We start from the raw sequence: 20,753 nt of genomic DNA on the forward strand, positions 1-20,753 counted from the left end.
GACCGATACCCTCGGGCTGCTGGTCACCGTCTGGGTCCTGGCCGCCTGCTGGCAGGACCGCGACGGCGGCAAAGGAGCGCTGCTCGCCGCGTACGCGAGCACCCCGATCCGGTGTCGTCGGTTCCGTCGGTGTCGATTCTGGTCAGGCGGGCGCGGTTGAGTAGTTCCAGGCCCATGTAGCGGCGGGTTTCGGTCCACTCGTCGGTTTGCTCGGCCAGTACGGCGCCGACGAGGCGGATGATCGCGGCCCGGTTGGGGAAGATGCCGACGACGTCGGTGCGGCGGCGGATCTCCTTGTTCAACCGTTCCTGTGGGTTGTTCGACCAGATCTGCCGCCAGATTTCTCGTGGGTAGGCGGTGAACGCGAGGAGGTCGTCCCGGGCGGTGTCGAGGTGGTCTGCGGCGGTGGGGAATCGCTGTTCGATCGTTTCGACCACTCGGGTGTACTGGTCGCGGACCGAGTCGGCGTCGGGCTGGTCGAAGATGGTGCGGACCAGGGTGGCGACCCATGGCTGTGCTGTTTTGGGGACCTTGGTCAGCAGGTTGCGTAGGTAGTGGGTGCGGCAGCGTTGCCATCCGGCGCCTGGGAGGGCGGCGCCGATCGCGGCGACGAGGCCGCGGTGGGCATCGGAGATGACGAGTTTGACCCCGGACAGGCCCCGAGCGGTCAGCGAGCGCAGGAAGGCGAGCCAGCCGGCGCCGTCCTCGTCGGATGCGATGTCCAGGCCGAGGACCTCCCGGCCGCCGTCGGCGTTGACGCCGACCGCGATCAGGGCGTGTAGGTTCACCGTCCGTCCGGCCTCGCGGACCTTCATCGTGAGGGCGTCGGCCCAGACGAAGGTGTAGTGGCCGCTGTCGAGGGGCCGGTTACGAAACGCCTCCACCTGAGCGTCCAGGTGCGCCGCCATCTCCGACACCTGCGACTTCGACAGCTGCTTGACCCCGAGTTGCTCGACCAGCTTCTCGACCCGGCGGGTCGAGACGCCGAGTAGGTAGGAGGTGGCCACGACCGAGACGAGTGCCTGTTCGGCCCGGCGGCGGTGTTGCAGCAGCCAGTCCGGGAAGTACGAACCCTGGCGTAGCTTCGGGATCGCCAGCTCCATCGTTCCGGCCCGGGTGTCCCACTCCCGGCTCCGGTAGCCGTTGCGGGAGTTGACACGCTCGTCGCTGCGTTGTCCGTACGGGACGCCGCAGATCGCGTCCGCCTCGGCGGACATCAACGCCTCCGCGAACGTCTTCACCATGTCTCGTAGCAGGTCCGGTGACGCCGACGCGAGGTGCTCACGAAGGAAGCCGGCAGGGTCGGTAGGCTCGGGTACGGCCATCGTGGTGCTCTCCTTTGATCTTGACTTAGCCGTCTCAAAGGATCTTCACGATGGCCGTCTTCTACTCCACGACACGCCCGTGACCAGGCATGTCGTACACCACTCCCATGGACGCAACCCCATGCGCGCCCCGCCGCGCTCGCACCGTCTCTTCTGTTGCCGTCACTGTTAGACCCAAAGACTGTAGCTGCAGGACGTGGTCATTTGGCCGAGGTTCATTGAAGCTGTCTGCCAGCGGCGTAGGCAGAGCGCTACCTGACCCTGGTCGAGTCGCAGATTGCCCGGCGGGAGTGGACCGACCCTGAGCGATCCACGATCAAGCTCGGCGACTACGCGGCGCGCTGGATCGAGCAACGCCCGAACCTCCGGCCGCGCACCATTCACCTCTACGGCTGGCTGCTCGGCAAGCACATCGCGCCCTACCTCGGCGGGGTCGAGCTGGGCCGGCTGGACACGCCGCTGATCCGGGAGTGGCGGGCGCAACTGCTCGGCAACGGCGTCTCGGAAAGCATGGCGGCGAAGGCGTACCGGCTGCTCCGGGCGGTGCTGATGACCGCCGTACGCGAAGACGAGATCCTGCCCAAGAACCCGTGCCGGATCACGGGCGCCGACCAGGAGAAGGCGGCCGAACGCCGACCTTCGGCTGCCTGCGCTGGGGTGAGGTGGCAGCGGTACAACAGCAGGACATCGACACCAAGACGGGGACGGTACGCGTACGCGTACGCCAGGCGTTCACCGAACAGCGCGGCGTCGGCCTGGTGCTCGGTCCGCCGAAGTTCCGAGCTGGCTGACGTACCGTCAGCCTGCCGCCGGCCGTGGTTTCGGCAATCGCGGATCACCTCGCCGCCGACGTCGACGACAACCCCGAGACGTTCGTGTTCACCACCGAGAACGGACGGCCGATTTGGCGGGGCAACTTCAACAAGCTCGCCAACTGGAAGGCGGCGGTTGCGAAGGTCGGTCAGCCGAATCTCCACTTCCACGACCTGCGGCACACCGGGAACACCCTCGCCGCGCAGACCGGGGCCAGCACCCGGGATCTGATGGCCCGGATGGGCCACGACTCACCACAAGCCGCGCTGATCTACCAGCATGCGACGGCGGAAGCCGACCGAGCCATCGCCGCCGCGCTGGACGCCGCCGTGCGCGGCGAGGAGATGGCCGAGCGAAAGAAGACGAAGAAGGGCGACCGGAAGGCGGACAAGAAGACCGACGGCAAGAAGGCCAAGAAGAAGGCACGCAAGGCAGATGGCACGCGGCCCGGCGACCCGGATGACGGTGCGGCCGGCGCCCTGGTGTACCGGGGCTAATGGCACGCCAATGGCACGCGACATGACCACGAATCTTGGAACATCGAAGGCCCTGGCTGGGACTGACGTCCTGACCAGGGCCTTCGGGTTGGAGCGGGTGACGGGAATCGAACCCGCACTGTCAGCTTGGGAAGCTGATGTTCTGCCATTGAACTACACCCGCGAGCGGACCCCACTGTACCTGGTCGGGTCCGATCATGCACTCACCCTCCCCCCGGGTACGGCGGCGAGCGCGCTGCCACTCGCTCGGATCGGTCGCGAACCACGCCGTGCCGCCTCGTTTGCAACTACGGCCACGGCGAGTAACGTCCGCCCCACCTGCAACTATGGCTCCGCGTCATCACAGAGCCACTCTCCGGATGCAAAGGGTGTTGGCAATGGCGTTTCGTGGACTGCGACCGTCGTCGCGTTCCGGCATGACCGGCATGGCGAGCATCTTTCTCGTCCTGCTGCTCGGACCCGGTCCGGTCGTGGCGGCACCCCCGGGCTCGGCCGGAGGGTCCGGCGGACCGGGCTGCGTCGAGACGACCGAGGCTCATCCAAATGGGAAAGTGCGGCCCGGAGCGGCGCACACCACCGAGCCGAACGAGCTGACTCCGACCGAGGCCGCCGAACTGGATCGTGCGGTGGACTCGGCGTACGCACAACGGGTCGGGGTGGCACCGCTTGGCATATCGGCGAGGCTCAGGATCACCGTCAACGTGGTGTTCCACGTGATCAGCGAGCGGCGGACCCGGGCCGACGGGGACATCCCACTGTCACTGATCAACGCCCAACTGAAGGTGTTGAACGACTCGTTCGGCGGGCGTACCGGTGGGGCCTGGACGCCGTTCCACTTCAGGCTGAGGAAGGTGAACCGGGTGGTGAACCCGGCCTGGTATCCGATCGTGCCGGAGAGCCCGGCGGAGGCGCAGATGAAGCGTGCGCTGCGGGTCGGCGGCAAGCACACCCTGAACGTCTACACCGGACTACTGGACGACGAACTGCTCGGCTGGGCGTCCTTTCCGAAGCGCGAATTCGACCCGCACGACGGGGTGGTGGTACTCGCCGAGTCGCTGCCGGGCGGCACGGCGGCGCCGTACAACGCGGGCGACACCGCCACCCACGAGATCGGACACTGGCTGAACCTCTACCACACCTTCCAGGAGGGCTGCGCGGGTCGAGGCGATCACGTCTTCGACACGCCCGCCGAGGCGGAGCCGGGCTTCGGCTGCCCGCAGCGACGGGACACCTGCACGACGAGGCCGGGCCTCGACCCGATCCACAACTTCATGGACTACTCGGTCGACGCCTGCATGTACGAGTTCACCTTTGGGCAGGCGCTCCGGATGCTCAGGGCGTGGAAGGCGTTCCGCGAGCCGTAGGTCAGGACGCCGGGACCGGCGCCTCTTCGACGGCCCGGCGCCGGCCGCGTCGCTTTGGCGCGGCGGCGGCACTGCCCTCGGGACCGCCGGCCGCGCCGGCCGGGTCGAGCCAGACCTGCACGGCGGGACGCTCGGACCGGTCTCCGGCGGCGAGCGGCGTGGCGCCGTTGCTGCCGTGCCGGGCGACCATCGCCACGTCGACGGTGAACTCGAAGAGCCGCCAGTCGACCTGCGGTGCGGCCCGCAGGTTGCCGGCGAGCTGGTCCACCCGCGCCTGGTCGGTCACCGGTCGGGCCCGGCCGGCGACGTACGCCTCGTCGTCGCTGTCCTCGGGAGGGAACGAGTGCAGCGCGTAGCGCCCGTCCCGTTCGAGGTCGCGCCGCTTCGGAGAGTCGACGACGAAACAGAAGAGTCCCTCGTCGGTGATGACCGGGGACACCGGGTGCACGCGCGGCCCACCGTCGGCGCGCACGGTCGCCAGGTAGCCGAGACCCGGGCCGTACTGCTGGATGAGGACGCGGATCGCGTCGGCGAGTCGGGGCTCGTCAGAGGCGAATTCGGACCAGGATGCCATGGGTACATTCTATCGAACACATGTTCGATCACCTACCCCGATCCCACCCATCGGCGAGGTCGCGGCCCGTCGACTTCGCACGACTCGCTAAGGTGATCCGGTGCTGCTCTCCGACCACGACCTAGTGATCGAGATCAAGGCGGGCACGCTCGCGCTCGAGCCGTTCGAGCCCGCGCTGGTGCAGCCGTCGAGCATCGACGTACGCCTGGACCGGCTCTTCCGGGTCTTCAACAACCACCTCTACACGCACATCGACCCGGCGGTGCAGCAGGACGACCTGACCTCGCTGGTCGACGTGCCGGACGGCGAGCCGTTCGTGCTGCACCCGGGTGAGTTCGTGCTCGCCTCCACGCTGGAGGTGATCTCCCTCGGCGACCAGTTGGCGGGAAGACTCGAAGGAAAATCGAGTCTAGGCCGGCTCGGCCTGCTCACCCACTCGACCGCGGGCTTCATCGACCCCGGCTTCTCCGGGCACGTCACGCTGGAGCTGTCGAACGTGGCCAACCTGCCGATCCGGCTCTGGCCCGGGATGAAGATCGGTCAGCTCTGCATCTTCCGGCTCTCGTCGCCGTCCGCCCACCCGTACGGGTCGGCCGTCTACGGCTCGCGCTACCAGGGGCAGCGCGGCCCCACCCCGAGCCGCTCCTGGCAGAACTGGCGCACCTGGCCCACCCGCTGACGCTGCGGTCGACAGCGGCAGCACGCCGGCACCGAACGGCCCGGACCGGGCCCGACCGGAAGCTGGAACGCGAACCAGGACCGAACGGCAAGAACCCCCGCCGCAGCTGAGCTGCGCGACGGGGGTTCTGCCGTTGACTCGGTCCGACAGGCGTCAGCCGGGTCTGCCGAAGCTGTGGATCTCGCCGTCGTCCATCCGCTTCATCTTGATCGGTTCGCCGGCCCGGGAGGCGTGCACGATCCAGCCGTCGCCGACGTACATGCCGACGTGGCTGAGGTCGGCGTAGTAGAAGACCAGGTCACCGGGGCGTAGCGCGGAGCGGCTGATGCTGGCCGTCTGGCTGCGCTGCGCCCGGGCGTTGTGCGGCAGCGATACGCCGCCCTGGTTCCAGGCCGCCAGGGTCAGGCCAGAGCAGTCGTACGAGCCGGGGCCTTCGGCACCCCACTTGTACGGCTTGCCGATCTGGGCACAGGCGAACTTGACCGCCTTGCCGGCCGCACCTCCGGGGTAGGTGGCCGGGCAGGGTGCGGGCCGCAGCGGGCCGGCCGAGCCGTTCCCGTACGCCTGGATCCGCAGCTTCTGCAACCGCTCGACCTCGGCGTCGATCTCCTTCTTCTTCGCCGCCAGCTCTTTCTCGGTCTTGGTCAACTGGCTGACCAGCCGGTCCAGCGGAGCCTTCTGGGAGGCGTACTTGTCCTTGAGGTCGACGACCGCCTGCACCTCGCGCTGCTGCTGCCGCGCGAACTGGTCGAGCACCGAGAGCTGGCCGACCAGCGCGGTCGGCGACTTCGAGGTGAGCAGAGCGTTGACCGCCGAGGCCTTGTCACCCTTGTACGCCTGCACCGCGAAGTCGCTCACCCGGTTCATCGCGGCGTCGATCTGCGACTGGAGCGGGGCGATCTTCTTCTGCAGGGCGGCGGCCTGCTTCTTCTTCGCGGCCAGGTCCTGCCGGGTGGCGTTGTGCTTCTCGACGACCGGCTCCAGCTTGCGCCAGGCGGTGTCGATCTGCTGCTCGATCTCGGCCACCGACGGTTCGGCGAGCGCCGGCGTCGTGCCGGTGAGCAACACCGCGGCGCTGGCCAGTGCGGTGAGCGCGATGGCGAGAATGGACCTTCGAGGGCGCGGTTTCGCGTTCCCGGCGTCGGTGGATGCCGACCGGAGGGATGGCGACCGCGACGGGGCAGGGGGAGCCACCGGGGTCCGTACTCCTTCTTCCGTAGCCCGCCTACCGGGTTAGCTGACGGGTTCGGGCGGGAAGATTGTCGCCCTACCGCGTGAGACGCGGATTCACCCCATGAAGCTCGGGTCCCCGGTTCGCTGAGTGTGACGATTCGGCGGTGTCGAGACGTCGCCGCCCGGCTAGGCGGCCTGCCGTCGGCTCGACGGTCCCCAACACTAGAGAAGGGTGTTATCCAAACGCAACCCCGTGATCTGAGTCGATTCGTTAGGTATCGGACCGGTCGCTGACGGTGGGAGCCACTGGGACACGCCGAACACGCTGCGTGTCGGTGAAAGTTTTCTGCATAGCGACGAGCTTTGTCGGCAGGTATTGACGGGCACCGGTCCCGGGTGGAGGGTGATCTTCAGGCCCACCCCCGGCTCATGGAGGTTCGATGCTTCCCACCAGACACCCGCTGAGCAGGAGAATCGCGATCGGGGCCGCGGTCGTCGGCGCCGCCGCGCTGCTGCCGGCCAGCCCCGCGCCAGCCACCGTCACATCCCCCGACACCCGGCAACAGGAGTACGCCGCCGCGGCGGCCGAGTTCGGCGTACCCGAGAGCGTGCTGCTCGGCGTCTCCTATCTGGAATCTCGCTGGGACACGAACGCCGGCACGCCGAGCACCAGCGGCGGGTACGGCCCGATGCACCTGACCGACGTCGCCGGGCTGGCCGCCGAGCCGGAACACCCCGAGCACGGCGAGGACCGGCGCGGTGACGACGCCCGACCCGCCCGACCGGTGACCGGACCGGCCGGCCCGTACGCCGACCGGACCGGCGACGCACCGCCCGGCGGGCAGACCCTGGACGCCGCCGCCGCGCTGACCGGGGTCGACGAACACCTACTCCGCGCCGAACCGGCGGCGAACATCCGGGGCGGGGCGGCGCTGCTGGCGTCGTACCAGCAGGCGCTGGCCGCGCCGACAGGCCCGGCCAGCGACCCGGCGGCCTGGTACGGCGCGGTGGCCCGGTACGCCGGCAGCGACCGCGCGGACGCCGCGGCGGCCTTCGCCGACGAGGTGTACCGGACCCTCGCCGAGGGCGCCACCCGGACCACCGACGACGGCCATCGGATCACCCTGCCCGGCCGCCCCGGGATCGCACCGCAGCGCTCCTGGTTGGACCGGCTCGGCCTGCCCGGCACGCCCCGCCCGGACGGGCTGGAGTGCCCGCGCGACATCTCCTGCGAGTGGATCCCGGCCCCCTACCAGGCGTTCGGGGACGGCGACTACGGCAACCACGACCTCTCCGACCGGCCGGGCCGGCAGAAGATCGAGTACATCGTCATCCACGACACCGAGGGCAGCTACGACACCACGCTGCGGCTGGTGCAGGACCCGACCTACGTGAGCTGGCAGTACACGCTCCGCTCGGCGGACGGGCACATCGCGCAGCACGTGAAGGGCAAGGACGTGGCCTGGCACGCCGGCAACTGGTACGTCAACGCCAAGGCGATCGGCCTCGAACACGAGGGCTTCGCCGCCCAGGGCACCTGGTACACCGAGGCGATGTACCGGACCTCGGCCAAACTCGTCCGCTACCTCGCCGACCGGTACGACATCCCGCTGGACCGCGACCACGTCATCGGGCACGACAACGTCCCGGGCATCCTGCCGGCGAACGTGCGCGGCATGCACTGGGACCCGGGCCCGTACTGGGACTGGTCGCACTACTTCGACCTGCTCAAGGCGCCGTTCCGGGGCGTCGGCATCCCGGCCGCCGGCCTGGTCACCATCGACCCGGACTTCGCCACCAACCGGCCGGCCTTCACCGGCTGCGAGACCGCCGGGGTGCCGTGCCCGGCCCGGGGATCGTCGTCGGTGATCCTGCGTACCGCGCCAGCCGCCGACGCGCCGCTGGTGAACGACATCGCGCTGCGCCCGGACGGCACCCCGAACACCATGCACATCTCCGACCACGGTGCCCGGGCCTCGGCCGGGCAGACCTACGCGCTCGCCGGCCGGCAGGGCGACTGGACGGCGATCTGGTATCTCGGGCAGAAGGCGTGGTTCCACAACCCGAGGGGCAACCCGACCGCGAAGTGGGCGCTCGGGCTGGTCGCGACGCCGAAGCCGGGCCGGGCGACGATCCCGGTGTACGGCAGGGCGTACCCGGAGCCGGACGCCTATCCGGCCGGCGTGCCGGTGCAGGCGGTCACGCCGTTGCAGTACACCCTCGCCGCCGGGCAGCGGTACGCCGTCGGCAACGTGCTGCCCAGCGAGTACTACCGGGCCACCACCTTCGACGGCTCGTCACCCGGTGACTGGACGGTGGTCCGGGGCGACCTGAGGTACGTCCAGATCCAGTTCGGTCACCGGATCATGTTCGTCAACGCCGACGACGTACACCTGCTGCCGTCGCCGATCGGCGCGCCGCACTAGACCTGGCCGGCGGCCGGCGCGGGTTGCGCACCGGTGCCGGTGGGGTCCGTGGCCGTCCCGACGACGGCGGTGAGCACGTCGTCCAGGGTGACCACCCCCATCGGCACCCGCCCGTCGCTGACCAGCACCATGTGCCGGCGCTCCCGGCGCATCGACAGCAGCAGGTCGGCCAGGCTCCGGTCCGGCGGCACCACGGCCAGCGGCCGGAGCAGCTCCGTCGGGACCGGCGCCCGGCGGGCCGCACCGGAGTACCCGAGGACGTCCTTGACGTGCACGAAGCCCAGCACCCGGCGGGTGGCCCGCTGCACCACCGGGAACCGGGACCGGCCGGTGCGGGTCGCCAGCACCTCCAGGGAGGCCGGAGAGACGTCCTCGGCCACGGTGGTGACCGCCGCCCAGGGCCGCAGCGCGTCCGCGGCGGTACGCCGGTTCAGCGCCAGCGCGCCGGTGATCCGGGCATGCTCCTCGGAACCGAGCAACCCCTCTGTCCGCGCCTGCGAGACCAGCCCGGCCAGTTCCTCGGCGGTGAAGACCGTCTTCACCGCGTCGGTCGCCTCGATCCGCCACAGCCGCAGGATCCGCGCCGACGTCCACTTCATCGCCAGCAGCAGCGGCTTGGTCGCCAGGCAGAACGCCAGCATCGCCGGCCCGAGCCAGAGCGCGGACGGCTCCGGCCCGGCCAGGGTGATGTTCTTCGGCACCATCTCGCCGATCACGGTGTGCAGGAAGACCACCACGCCGAGCGCGATCACGAAGGCGATCGGATGTACCGCGCGGTCCGGCAGCCCGAGGTCGTGGAACGGCTCCTCCAGCAGGTGCGCCAGGGCCGGCTCGGCGATGGCGCCGAGCCCGAGCGAGCAGATGGTGATGCCGAGCTGGGCGCCCGCGATCATCAGCGGGATCTGGTTCATCGCCGACAGCGCCCACCGGGCCCGCTGCGACCCGGCCGCGAGCGGCTCGATCACGGTACGCCGGGAGGCGATCAGCGCGAACTCGCTGCCCACGAAGAAGGCGTTGCCGAGCAGCAGTCCGAGGGTGATCAGCAGGTTCACCCGGCGGCCTCCTCGGGCCGGACCACCCGGACCTGCTCGATCCGGTGCCGGACCACCTCGACCACGGTGAACTCGAAGCCCTGCTCCTCGACGGTCTCACCGGCCACCGGGATGTGGCCGAGCCGGGCCAGCAGAAACCCGGCCAACGTCTCGTACGGGCCCTCGGGCAGCCGGAAGCCGACCTGCTCGACCAGCTCGTCCTCGCGCAGCACCCCGTCGACCAGCACGGTGCGTTCCCCGCCCGGCACCGTCAACTCGACCGGGGTCTCCGGCGCGGCGTCCGGGGCGAACTCCTCGGCGACCGGGTCGAACTCCTCGGCGACCGGGTCGAACTCGTCGGCGATCTCCCCGACCAGCTCCTCGACCAGGTCCTCGACGGTCACCACCCCGTCGGTGCCGCCGTACTCGTCGACCACGATCGCCAGGTCCGCGCCGGCCGAGCGGAGCGCCGCGAGTACGCCGTCCAGGTCCAGGCTCTCCGGCACGTACACCGGCTCGCGGGCCACCGCGGCCACCGTGGTGCGGGACCGGCGGTGGGGTGGTACGCCCAGCGCGTCGACGACCCCGGCCACCCCGGTGACCAGGTCGACGGTCTCCTCGTAGACGGGGAAGCGGGTCCGGCCGGTCTGCTGGGCCAGCGCCAGCAGCTCGGCGACGGAGGCGGTGGCCCGCAGCGCGACCACGTCTACCCGGGGCGTCATCGCCTCGGCGGCCCGCTTGTCGCCGAACCGGATAGTCCGTTGCAGCAGCATCGCGGTCTCCCGGGGCAGCGCCCCGGCCCGCGCCGAGATCGCCGCCAGCAGGCCGAGTTCCTCGGGGGAGCGGGCGCTGGCCAACTCCTCCTGCGGTTCGACGCCGAGCCGGCGGACCAGCCAGTTCGCCGAGTTGTTCAGGCCCCGGATCAGCCAGCCGAAGATCCGGGAGAAGGTCCGCATCGGCCCGGCGGTGGCCAGCGCGGTCGGCATCGGCCGGGCCAGCGCGGCGTTCTTCGGCACCAGCTCGCCGAAGAGCATCGACAGCAGCGTCGCCAGGGCCAGCGCGAGCAGCGGGGTGACCCGCCCGGTGGCGTCCCCGGCGACCGGGCGCAGCAGCGGGGCGAAGAGCTTCGCCAGCGCCGGCTCGGCGAGATAGCCGGTGAGCAGGGCGGTGATGGTGATGCCGAGCTGCGCGCCGGAGAGCTGGAAGGAGAGTTCCCGCAGCGCCTTGCGGACCGTGCCGGCCCGCCGGTCGCCGCCGGCCACCCGCCGGTCGAGTTCCGCCCGGTCGACGGTGACCAGGGCGAACTCCGCCGCGACGAAGAAGGCGTTGCCGGCGGTCAGCAGGACGAAGCCGACCAGCGGCAACAGGGTGGTGAGGAGTAGGGCGTCGATGATCCGTTCACCTCGACCGTGGTTGCGTCCGGCCCGCGATTATCGAGCACAGTACCGGCCCGACCAGGCGGCGGCTGCCCGGTGGCCACGGTGAGTGGGCCGGCGTGCCCGGGGCGGCCGGCGAGGCTTCCGCACGGGTTGCTCAGCGCCGCAGGCAGCGCCAGCCGAACGGGTCCCGGCCCTCCGGGTTCTCCGCGAACGCGCCGTCGCCGTAGGTGTCCCGGCAGGCCCGGTCCATGTCGACGGTGCGGGAGGGCAGCAGCAGCCGCTCGCACTCCCAGCCGCCGTCGTCACGGGTGTCCGCCCAGCTCGCCCCGCCGACGTGCTCGTCGCAGTAGCGGTCCATCATCCGGGCCAGCTCGTCCCGGCCGTCCGGGCCGAGCAGCACGGGCTGCGGGGGCGGCGGCGGGGCGGCCGGCGGGGGCGGTGGGCTGGTGGTCGCGGGTGGCGTCGGTGCCGCCGCGCCCTGAAGCGGTGGCCGCGACGAGCTCGACGGTGCGGGTGGGGTCGGCGCGGGAGCGCCGGTCGCCCGGGAGGTCGGGCTGGAGGTCGGCGTCGGGGTCGTTCCGGGCGTACCGGTCGGCAGGACGTCGTCCGGGGTCGGGTAGGCCGCCGGGGTCGGATCCGGTGCCGGCGGGCTGGCCACCGCCGCCGGTACGCCGACCCCCGGCTCGGTGCCGCCACCCCAGCCCATCGTCCGGAGCGTCTCCGCGCCGAACGGGACGGCCAGGAACAGCAGCCCGACCCCGAGCCCCACCGTGGAGATCACCCGGAGCCGGCGTCCCGACCGGTCGCGCCGGTCGACCGGCCCGGCCTTCCGGTGCCGTCCACTCGACTCCGCCGCCATCCGGTGTGGTGCGCTTTCCGCCACGCGGCGCCCGCCTCCTCGCGGTCCTGGGGCCGTCGCCGGCCCGCCATCGCCTGGTTCGGGACCGCCGACGGCGGTCCGGCATCGACAGGTACGAACGAGCGCCGTGTGTGGTTCACCGCAGTGCGTGACTGTGGTGCCCGGCAGTCGATCGGGCGCCGGTCCACAGGGTTTGGACAGGTGGCACCGGCTAGCGTCGAATTCATGATCGATGATACGGCTCCGCTGGCCGCCGAACCCACCCCGCTGAGCGGGATCGCCGAGTGGGCGACCGACCTGATGGACACGCTCGGTGCCCCCGGAGCGGGCCTGGCGGTGGCGCTGGAGAACCTCTTCCCGCCGCTGCCCAGCGAGATCATCCTGCCGCTCGCCGGCTTCGCCGCCAGCCGGGGCGAGATGAGCCTCTGGTCGGCGATCTTCTGGACCACCCTCGGTTCGGTGGTCGGCGCGCTGGCGCTCTACTGCGTCGGAGCGCTACTCGGCCGGGAGCGTACCCGGGCGATCGCCGCCCGGCTTCCGCTGGTCAAGCTCGCCGACGTGGACCGTACCGAGGCGTGGTTCGTCCGGCACGGGGTCAAGACGGTCTTCTTCGGCCGGATGATCCCGATCTTCCGCAGCCTGATCTCCATCCCGGCCGGCATCGAACGGATGCGGCTGGGCACCTTCCTGCTCTGCACCGCCCTCGGCAGCCTGATCTGGAACACCGTCTTCGTGCTGGCCGGCTATCTGCTCGGCGAGAACTGGCACCGGGTCGAGGAGTACGCCAGCCTGTTCCAGAAGGTGGTGATCGCGGTGGTGGTGATCGCGGTCGGCTGGTTCGTGCTCTCCCGGCTGGCCCGCCGCGACCGGCCGCGCAGCCGCCACCGGATGTGACCCGCCGGTTCCGGGCCGTCCACCGCGGCGGCCCGGTCCGGCCCCGGTCAGCCGCCCAGATAGCGGAGTACCGCGAGCACCCGCCGGCTGTACCCGGTGACGTGCGCCAGGTCGAGCTTGTCGAAGATGGCGTTCACGTGCTTCTCGACCGCGCTCTGCGAGACGTGTAGCTGCGCCGCGATGGTGGCGTTGGTGTGCCCCTGCGCCATGTGGTCCAGCACCGCCCGCTCCCGTACGGTCAACCGGCTCAGCGGGTCGGTGTGACTGGTCCGGGCCAGCAGTTGGCGTACCACCTCCGGGTCGAAGGCGGCGCCACCATCGCCCACCCGGGCCAGCGCGTCGAGGAACTCGCCGACCTGGGCCACCCGGTCCTTCAGCAGGTACCCGACCCCGCCGCTCTGGCTGGTCAGCAGCTCGACGGCGTAACGCTTCTCGACGTACTGGGAGAGCACCAGGACCCCGACGGCGGGCCAGCGGCGGCGGATCTCCAGCGCGGCGCGCAGCCCCTCGTCGGTGTGGGTCGGCGGCATCCGCACGTCCACCACCACCGCGTCCGGCGGGTCCGCCGCGATGGCCGCGACCAGCGCGTCCGCGTCGCCGACGGCGGCGGTTACCTGGTGTCCCTCCTCGGCCAGCAGCCGGACCAGCCCCTCGCGGAGCAGGATCGAGTCCTCGGCCAACATCACTCGCATGGCAGCTCCGCGACGACGGTGGTGGGGCCGCCGGCCGGGCTCTCCACCCGGAAGCGGCCGTCCAGGGCGGCGACCCGGCGGGCCAGCCCGGACAGCCCGACGCCAGCCGGGTCGGCACCGCCGACGCCGTCGTCGACGACCGTCACGACCAGCCGGCCGTCCCGGACCGCGACCTCGACATCGACCCGGCTGGCCCGGGCGTGCTTGGCGGCGTTCGTCACCGCCTCCGAGACCACGAAGTACGCGGCCGTCTCGACCGCCCGCGCCGGCCGCCCAATCAGCCGGTGGTCGATCCGGACCGGCAGCCCGGCGTGCTCGGCGACCCGGGCCAGCGCGTCGGCCAGCCCCAGGTTGTCCAGCGCAGTCGGATAGACCCGCCAGGCCACCTCGCGGAGGTCGTCGAGGACCCGGCCGGACTCCTCGTGCGCCTGGCGCAGCAGGTCCGCCGCCTTGGCCGGGTCGGCGGTACGGCGGGCCCGGCCGACCAGCATGCCGAGCGCGACCAGCCGCTGCTGTACGCCGTCGTGCAGGTCCCGCTCGATTCGCCGCCGCTCCGCGTCGACCGCCGCCACCACCCCGGCCCGGCTGGTGGCCAGCTCGGTGATCCGGCGTTCGAGCACCTCCCGGCCGCTCGGGCCGAGGAACCGCCGGGCCACCCGACGGTCGAGCGCAACCACGCCGGTCGCGCCCTGCACCACCAGGAAGAGGCCGACCAGCCCGAGTACGAGCTGCGCCAGGAAGGTCAGCAGGGTGCTCTCGCCGTGTACCGCCTCCCAGATCCAGACCCCGCCGGAGAGCACGCCCCAGCCGAAGAGCAGCAGTACGGAGCCGCCGAGCATGCCGACCGCCCAGCGCACGGCGAGATAGCGCACGGCCCGGCTACCGGTGTAGTCGGCCGCGTTCTCGCTCTCCAGGAACGTCGCCAGCCGCCACCGTTCGACCTCGGCCAACTGGCGGGCGCCGGTCTCGATCCGCTCGACTATCCGCTCCGCCGCCGTCCGGCGGGACTCGGCCCGTACCCAGAGCACCAGCAGGATCGACCCGAGCCCGAGCAGGTACGTCAGCTCCACCGCCGCGGTCACCGCACCGATCAGCAGTCCGGCGCCGAGCCGCAGCGAGCGGCGGAGCAGGCCGGGCAGGGCGCGGCCGGCGTCCCGCCGGGCCGCCGGAGCGGCGCCGTCGGTCACGTTCTCCGGCCCTGCTGACACCTCTGGAGGCTACCGGTGTGGTTTTCCACAGGTACGGCGCTGGGGACCGCGCCCGGCCGGTGCGCTCAGCCGGCGGTGCCGGCCGGTTCCGGGTCGGCGGCGGCGGTCGGGGCGGCCGGTTTGACCGAGCGGAGCAGCACGGTGGCGACGTCGACCACCTCGACCTGGTCGCCGGCCTCCTTGCCGTTGACCCCGTCGTTCAGCATCGTCGAGCAGAACGGGCAACCGACCGCGACCGTCTTCGCGCCGGTCGACATCGCCTCCTCGACCCGGTCGACGTTGATCCGCTTGCCGATCCGCTCCTCCATCCACATCCGGGCACCGCCCGCGCCGCAGCAGAAGGAGCGCTCCTGGTTGCGCGGCATCTCGGTGATCCCGTCGGCCGCGGCCGCGCCGAGCACCTCGCGCGGCGGGGTGAAGATCCGGTTGTGCCGGCCCAGGTAGCACGGGTCGTGGTAGGTCAGCCCGCCGTCCACCGGCTGGACCGGGGTGAGCCGGCCCTCGGCGACCAGGTGGGCCAGCAACTGGGTGTGGTGCACGACCTCGAACTGGCCGCCGAGTTCGCCGTACTCGTTGCCGAGGGTGTTGAAGCAGTGCGGACAGGTGGCGACGATCTTGCGCTTCGCCGGCTCACGGTCGCCGAACGCCTCGTTCAGGGTCTCCACGTTCTGCTGGGCGAGCATCTGGAAGACGAACTCGTTGCCGATCCGCCGGGCCGGGTCGCCGGAGCAGGTCTCGCCCTCGCCGAGGATGGCGAAGTTCACCCCGGCGGAGTGCAGCAGGGTGGCCACCGCTCGGGTGGTCTTCTTGGCCCGGTCCTCGAAGGCCCCGGCGCAGCCGACCCAGAACAGATATTCGAAGTCCTCGACCTCGCCGACCCGGGGCACCTCGAAGTCGAGCCCCTTGGTCCAGTCTTCCCGGGTGTTCGGCGGGGCTCCCCACGGGTTGCCCTTGTTCTCCAGGTTGCGCAGCATCACGCCGGCCTCGGACGGGAAGCTCGACTCGATCAGCACCTGGTAGCGGCGCATGTCCACGATGTGGTCGACGTGCTCGATGTCGACCGGGCACTGCTCGACACAGGCCCCGCAGGTGGTGCAGGACCAGAGCACGTCCGGGTCGATCACCCCGAGTTCCTCGGCACCGCCGATCAGCGGCCGGTTCGCCTCGGCCAGCGCCAGCACGTCGACGTGCGCCAACTGGGCCTCGGTCGCCTTCTCCTCACCGGTCAGGTCCTTGCCGCCGCCGGCCAGCAGGTACGGCGCCTTGGCGTACGCGTGGTCGCGCAGCGACAGCACCAGCAGCTTCGGCGAGAGCGGCTTGCCGGTGTTCCAGGCCGGGCACTGCGACTGGCACCGCCCGCACTCCGTGCAGGTGGTGAAGTCCAGCAGGCCCTTCCAGGTGAACTGCTCGACCTGGGCCACCCCGAACTGGTCCTTTTCCGGGTCGGCCTCCTCGAAGTCGAGCGGCTTGCCGTTGCTGGTCATCGGGCGCAGCGCGCCGAGCCCGGAGCCGGCCCGGCCGGGGTCGCGCTTGAAGAAGATGTTGGGGAAGGCGGCAAACCGGTGCCAGGCGACACCCATGGTCACGTTCAGCGAGATGACGATGACCCAGGTCATCGAGATCGCGATCTTCACCAGGGCGGTGACGCTGGTGCCCGCGTCCCAGGCCGGCAGCAGCGCGCCGATCGCGTGGCTGACCGGGGTGGCCCAGGCCGGGAACTCGAAGTGGTCGGTGGCGACCTTGAAGCCCCGGATCAGGAACCCGCAGACCAGTACGGCCAGCACCACGGCCTCGACGAAGTAGCCCTGCCACATGGTCGAGCCGGTGAACCGGGACCGGCGGGTCGGGTTGCCCGGCCGGTTGCCGAGCCGGATGCCGATCAGCACCAGGATCCCGACCACCCCGAGGATCCCGATCAGCTCGGTGACCAGGCCATAGCCGACCCAGTGCCCGACCAGCGGCAGTCCGCCGGTCGGGCTGACCACCTCGAAGTACGCCTCCAGCACAAGCAGCGACAGGACGACGAAGGCGACCATCACGAACCAGTGCGCGGCGCCCACCACGCTCCAGCGCAGCATCCGGGTGTGGCCGAGCGTCTCGACCAGCATGTTCCGGGCCCGGACGCCCCGGTCGGTGAACCGCCCCGGGTCGGGCTGGCCGAGCCGGATCACCGCGGTCATCCGCAGCACCGCGCGGGTCGCCAGCCACACCGCGACCGCGGTGATGCCGGCGGCGAGGATCGTGGTGACGATCTGGACGCTGCCCATGCCTGTTGGCCCTCCCCGTCCTGCTGCCTGCCCTCGTCCGCCGCCCGGCCGGCGGTCTGTCGACCGGCGGCGGCGATGTACGCAGCCTACGCGGCGAGGTTACTCGTTGGTAACGTGACTATCCTCGCAGCGACGGTCGTCACAGCCGAGCTGGGCGGTGCGAGGTACGCGCCGGCCCGGGTGGGGCCGCCGGGCGGACCGGCCGGCACCGTCGCCCCGGCTCGACCGGGCGGTCGACCACGGGTCGGGACCGCCGGAGCGGGAAACCCGGGCCGCGGTCAGCGCCAGCGGGAGAGCAGGCCGAGCGAGCCGACCATCGCACCGAAGCCGATGGCGAGGTTCCAGTACCGCCAGGTGGCGACGGGGTATTCCATGTCGGACAGGTAGAAGACCACCAGCCAGCCGATGCCGAAGACGATCAACCCGACCGCCGTGGCTGGCAGCCAGACCGGGCTAGGCTTGCGGGTCGCCGCCGTGGACGTGGGACGGACGTCCGTCGGCGGGGTGTACACCTTCTTCTTACGTACCTGAGACTTGGGCACGGCGCTCTCCTGAGGGGGTGGTGATCCTCGTCCGGCCTGACAACCGGACGCAAGGGCGACGGTCCATGGCCAATAATGTTCGACAGCTAGCGTAGTCGCGAGAACCCGTTCAGGCCACGGACCCGGGCATCTGGGTACGGACGGTTGAACGCCCGGATCGCCTCGGTAATTCCCGCGATTAGGACATAATTAGCATATTGGCATGATCGTGAGGGGGAAGGCTCGATGGAGTACACCTCCGGCGTCGCGTCCTGGCGGAAGGTGCTCCGCCGCGCCGCCGTGGGGCTGCTGCCCCGGCGGTCGGCCGAGCGCCGCCCCGGGTGGTCGGTAGGCGTACCCCTGATCGCGCTCGCCGCCGGGCTGCTCTTCACCACCACGGCCACCACCGCCGGCGGCACCTCGCTGCGCGAGGACCGTCGCCCGGAGCTCGCCCAGCTCATCGAGGACCGCCGCGAGCAGGTGGCCTCGGGCCAGGAGCGGGCCGCCGCGCTCCGCGACGACGTGGAGAGCCAGACCGAGGCGCTCGGCGGCTCCGACGGCCGGGTGGCGGCCCAGCGGGACCGGGCCACGGGCAGCCGGGAAGCGGCCGGGTTCACCGCGCTGACCGGCCCGGGGATCTCCGTCGAACTCGATGACGCGCCGCAGCAGAGCGACGGCAAGTTGCCGACCGACGCCCGCAACGACGATCTCGTGGTGCACCAGGGCGACGTGCAGGCCGTGGTCAACGCGCTCTGGGCCGGAGGTGCCGAGGCCATGACCATCATGGGTGTCCGTGTCCTCTCCACCAGCGCGGTACGCTGCGTGGGGAACACTCTGCTCCTGCACGGCCGGGTGTATTCACCACCGTTCCGAATCACCGCCATCGGCAATCCCGCCGCACTACAGCGAGCACTCGCCGCGTCCGAGGGGGTCCGGTTGTTCAAGGACGCGGTCACCCATTACCACCTCGGATACCACGAGGCAGTGGAGCCTAGCGTGACGGTTCCCGCGTACGACGGTCCCGGCGGACTCCGGTCGGCCAAGGTTCCTGGGTGAGCCCGGTGACCGGCGACCCGAACTCCGCCCGCAACGGTCGGCACCGCGCGCCGGACGGCGACGACCCGACCATGTACATTCCCCGGCTGCCGGAGGCCGACGAGCCACCGGAGACCGACCGGGCAGCGCGTCCGCCCCGCCCGGAGCCGGCGGAGCCGGGCGGCCGCCGCCTGCGGATCACCGTTGACCACGTCGTGGCACCGCCGCCGGGCCGGGCACCGCGTGCGCCCGAGCCGCCACCGCCGGCCGCGCACGACACCATGGACCTGCCCGCGCACGGCACCATCGGACCGCCCGTCGGCGACTCCGGCCGCTATCCGAGCGCCGATCCGGTCGGGCGCGCCCCGTCCGGTCCGCCGGAGCCGCGTCCGGGAGAGCACGGTCACCCGGGCGAGCGCCGGGGTCCGGTCGAGAGCTACCGCCCGCAGCCGTACTCGCCGGTCGAGCCCGAGTTCCGGATCGCCCACCCTCCGGCCGACCGCCGGGAGTCAGCGCCGCCCGCCAGCCGGCGGGACGGGACAGCCGATTCGGAGCGCTGGCCGCCGGGACCAGGCCCCGACCGCCGGGAGCCGGCACCAGCGGTCCGACCGGGCGCCTGGGAGCCGTCCCCGGCCGCCGACCCCGGCCATTGGGAACCGTCCCCGGATGCCGACCTCGGCCGCCGGGCCCCCGCGCCGGCCGTCCCCGACCCCTGGGCGCCGCCGGCGGCTTCCGCTGGCGCCGCCCGGCCGACCCCCGGCGGTACGCCCGACCGGCTCGGCGGCGCACCCGCGCAACTCGACGGGACCGGCCAGGCTCACGTGACCGGTCACGTCCCCGGAACCGCGGGGACCGGCCACGTCGCAGGGACCGGCCACGTCGCAGGGACCGGCCACGTCGCAGGGACCGGCCACGTCGCAGGGACCGGCCACGTCGCGGGGACCGGCCACGTCGCGGGGACCGGTGCGGCCGGGCAGGTCCACAGGACCGGTCGCGCCGACAGCCCGACGACGCTCATCCCGGCCGTCGCGCCGTCGCGGGACCCGGAGACCACCGCGCCGATCCCGCCCATGCCGCACCGCGGCTCCGGAGCCGACGGCGCCACCACCGCCTTGCCGCAGGTCCGGCCCGCAGCCGCGCCCCGCCAGGAGGACATCGAGTCCACCGCGCTGATCGGCGCGATCCCGCCCCGACCGGCGACCGACGACGGCGGGGACGGCGGGGCGGACGCCGACCAGCGTCCCCGGCGCGGTGAGCGGGTCGTCCGGCTCCGGCCGGAGCAGACCGGCGAGGGCTACAAGAGCGTCTACTCCGAGCTGACCCGGCCGTCGATCGGCTCCCGGATCCGGACCGGCATCCGGGCCACCGGCGAGGTGCTGATCACCTTCGGCCTGGTCGTCCTGCTCTTCGCGGCGTACGAGGTCTGGGGCAAGTCGACCATCGTCAACGCGCACCAGGACGACCTGGGCCAGCAGTTGGCCCAGCAGTGGGACGAGCCCGACCCGACGGTCGGCCCGACTCCCACCGGTACCCCGAAGCCGATCAAGCCGGTGCCGGGCAAGCCGATCGCCGGCCTCTACATCCCGAAGCTGGACAAGCACTGGGTGGTCGTCGAGGGCGTCACCCAGAAGGATATCCGGTACGCCCCCGGCCACTATCCGACCAGCGCCCTGCCCGGCCAGGTCGGCAACTTCTCGGTCGCCGGTCACCGGAACCGGGCCACCTTCTGGCGGCTGGACGAACTCGACGACGGCGACGCGATCGTGGTGGAGTCCAAGGACGCCTGGTTCGTCTACCACGTGTCACAGACCCGGATCGTCCGGCCGTCCCAGGTCGAGGTGGTCGCCCCGGTCCCCGGCAAACCGGGTGCGAAGGCGACGAAGGCGATGTTGACCCTGACCACCTGCAACCCGAAGTTCGACAACTACCAGCGGTTGATCGTGCACGCCGAACTGATCCGTACCGAGCTGAAGGCGGTCGGCTCGCCCCGGCCACCCGAGTTGGACGGCTGACCGG

The 20,753-nt window shown here is 71.6% G+C and carries 18 protein-coding genes, 1 tRNA gene, 1 pseudogene and 1 riboswitch; of the genes and pseudogenes, 9 read left to right on the forward strand and 11 right to left on the reverse strand.

Going from position 1 to position 20,753, the window contains the following annotated elements:
• Positions 1-23 precede the first annotated feature (23 nt).
• Positions 24-1,325, reverse strand: a complete 1,302-nt coding sequence (locus AAH979_RS27465; RefSeq protein ID WP_346261022.1) for an IS256 family transposase — start codon at positions 1,323-1,325, stop codon at positions 24-26.
• A gap of 378 nt (positions 1,326-1,703) precedes the next feature.
• Between AAH979_RS27465 and AAH979_RS27470 the strand changes: the two are divergent.
• The 3 genes and pseudogenes from AAH979_RS27470 to AAH979_RS27480 all read left to right on the forward strand — a co-directional run.
• Positions 1,704-1,751, forward strand: a pseudogene (locus tag AAH979_RS27470) (hypothetical protein); the annotation flags it as partial.
• 236 nt (positions 1,752-1,987) lie between these two features.
• Positions 1,988-2,116 (forward strand): hypothetical protein, encoded by a 129-nt coding sequence (locus AAH979_RS27475; RefSeq protein WP_346261023.1) that lies wholly within the window; start codon positions 1,988-1,990, stop codon positions 2,114-2,116.
• Positions 2,117-2,140: 24 nt separating this feature from the next.
• Complete coding sequence (locus tag AAH979_RS27480; protein WP_346261024.1) at positions 2,141-2,635, forward strand: tyrosine-type recombinase/integrase; 495 nt, start codon at positions 2,141-2,143, stop codon at positions 2,633-2,635.
• Between the two features lie 89 nt (positions 2,636-2,724).
• Here the strand turns inward: AAH979_RS27480 and AAH979_RS27485 are convergent.
• A tRNA-Gly gene (locus AAH979_RS27485) sits at positions 2,725-2,798 on the reverse strand.
• Between the two features lie 214 nt (positions 2,799-3,012).
• Between AAH979_RS27485 and AAH979_RS27490 the strand changes: the two genes are divergently transcribed.
• Positions 3,013-3,999: a zinc metalloprotease gene (locus AAH979_RS27490; RefSeq protein WP_346261025.1), complete on the forward strand. Its 987-nt coding sequence runs from the start codon at positions 3,013-3,015 to the stop codon at positions 3,997-3,999.
• 1 nt (position 4,000) lies between these two features.
• Here the strand turns inward: AAH979_RS27490 and AAH979_RS27495 are convergent, their stop codons facing one another.
• Positions 4,001-4,573: a pyridoxamine 5'-phosphate oxidase family protein gene (locus AAH979_RS27495; protein WP_346261026.1), complete on the reverse strand. Its 573-nt coding sequence runs from the start codon at positions 4,571-4,573 to the stop codon at positions 4,001-4,003.
• A 100-nt stretch (positions 4,574-4,673) separates the two neighbouring features.
• Between AAH979_RS27495 and dcd the strand changes: the two genes are divergently transcribed.
• Positions 4,674-5,252, forward strand: a complete 579-nt coding sequence (dcd, locus tag AAH979_RS27500; protein WP_346261027.1) for a dCTP deaminase — start codon at positions 4,674-4,676, stop codon at positions 5,250-5,252.
• A 153-nt stretch (positions 5,253-5,405) separates the two neighbouring features.
• Here dcd and AAH979_RS27505 read toward each other — a convergent pair whose 3' ends face one another.
• Entirely contained in the window at positions 5,406-6,446 is a 1,041-nt protein-coding gene (locus AAH979_RS27505) for a C40 family peptidase (RefSeq protein ID WP_346261028.1), read from the reverse strand.
• Positions 6,447-6,458: 12 nt separating this feature from the next.
• Positions 6,459-6,599, reverse strand: a riboswitch (cyclic di-AMP (ydaO/yuaA leader).
• A gap of 266 nt (positions 6,600-6,865) precedes the next feature.
• Here AAH979_RS27505 and AAH979_RS27510 point away from each other — a divergent pair.
• Entirely contained in the window at positions 6,866-8,851 is a 1,986-nt protein-coding gene (locus AAH979_RS27510) for a peptidoglycan recognition family protein (protein ID WP_346261029.1), read from the forward strand.
• On the opposite strand, the gene AAH979_RS27515 is transcribed toward AAH979_RS27510, so the two are convergent.
• The 3 genes from AAH979_RS27515 to AAH979_RS27525 form a co-directional block, all read right to left on the reverse strand.
• The gene (locus AAH979_RS27515; RefSeq protein WP_346261030.1) at positions 8,848-9,903 is read right to left on the reverse strand and encodes a hemolysin family protein; all 1,056 of its coding nucleotides are present in this window, start codon (positions 9,901-9,903) and stop codon (positions 8,848-8,850) included. The two genes, AAH979_RS27510 and AAH979_RS27515, sit on opposite strands and share 4 nt — an antisense overlap.
• Positions 9,900-11,246: a hemolysin family protein gene (locus AAH979_RS27520; protein WP_346261031.1), complete on the reverse strand. Its 1,347-nt coding sequence runs from the start codon at positions 11,244-11,246 to the stop codon at positions 9,900-9,902. The genes AAH979_RS27515 and AAH979_RS27520 overlap by 4 nt, the downstream gene beginning before the upstream one ends.
• A gap of 169 nt (positions 11,247-11,415) precedes the next feature.
• Entirely contained in the window at positions 11,416-12,144 is a 729-nt protein-coding gene (locus AAH979_RS27525; RefSeq protein WP_346261032.1) for a hypothetical protein, read from the reverse strand.
• 276 nt (positions 12,145-12,420) lie between these two features.
• Here AAH979_RS27525 and AAH979_RS27530 point away from each other — a divergent pair, with 276 nt between their 5' ends.
• On the forward strand, positions 12,421-13,014 hold the full coding sequence (locus AAH979_RS27530) for a DedA family protein (protein WP_346261111.1): 594 nt from the start codon (positions 12,421-12,423) through the stop codon (positions 13,012-13,014).
• 47 nt (positions 13,015-13,061) lie between these two features.
• Here AAH979_RS27530 and AAH979_RS27535 read toward each other — a convergent pair whose 3' ends face one another.
• The 4 genes from AAH979_RS27535 to AAH979_RS27550 all read right to left on the reverse strand — a co-directional run bounded on the left by AAH979_RS27535 (position 13,062) and on the right by AAH979_RS27550 (position 17,723).
• Positions 13,062-13,706, reverse strand: coding sequence for a response regulator transcription factor (locus AAH979_RS27535; protein ID WP_346261033.1), 645 nt, complete (start codon positions 13,704-13,706; stop codon positions 13,062-13,064).
• The gene (locus AAH979_RS27540; RefSeq protein ID WP_346261034.1) at positions 13,697-14,914 is read right to left on the reverse strand and encodes a histidine kinase; all 1,218 of its coding nucleotides are present in this window, start codon (positions 14,912-14,914) and stop codon (positions 13,697-13,699) included. The genes AAH979_RS27535 and AAH979_RS27540 overlap by 10 nt, the downstream gene beginning before the upstream one ends.
• A 65-nt stretch (positions 14,915-14,979) precedes the next feature.
• Positions 14,980-17,181 (reverse strand): (Fe-S)-binding protein, encoded by a 2,202-nt coding sequence (locus AAH979_RS27545; protein ID WP_346261035.1) that lies wholly within the window; start codon positions 17,179-17,181, stop codon positions 14,980-14,982.
• A gap of 278 nt (positions 17,182-17,459) precedes the next feature.
• The gene (locus AAH979_RS27550; protein WP_101368904.1) at positions 17,460-17,723 is read right to left on the reverse strand and encodes a cell division protein CrgA; all 264 of its coding nucleotides are present in this window, start codon (positions 17,721-17,723) and stop codon (positions 17,460-17,462) included.
• A 225-nt stretch (positions 17,724-17,948) separates the two neighbouring features.
• Between AAH979_RS27550 and AAH979_RS27555 the strand changes: the two genes are divergently transcribed.
• Both AAH979_RS27555 and AAH979_RS27560 read left to right on the forward strand, forming a co-directional pair.
• The gene (locus tag AAH979_RS27555) at positions 17,949-18,758 is read left to right on the forward strand and encodes a DUF881 domain-containing protein (RefSeq protein ID WP_346261036.1); all 810 of its coding nucleotides are present in this window, start codon (positions 17,949-17,951) and stop codon (positions 18,756-18,758) included.
• Positions 18,755-20,749: a class E sortase gene (locus AAH979_RS27560; RefSeq protein WP_346261037.1), complete on the forward strand. Its 1,995-nt coding sequence runs from the start codon at positions 18,755-18,757 to the stop codon at positions 20,747-20,749. Before AAH979_RS27555 ends, AAH979_RS27560 begins: the two co-directional genes overlap by 4 nt.
• The last annotated feature ends 4 nt before the right edge of the window (positions 20,750-20,753 follow it).

The sequence above is a fragment of the Plantactinospora sp. ZYX-F-223 genome (assembly GCF_039649625.1).
In the GTDB taxonomy this organism is placed as follows: Bacteria; Actinomycetota; Actinomycetes; order Mycobacteriales; family Micromonosporaceae; genus Plantactinospora.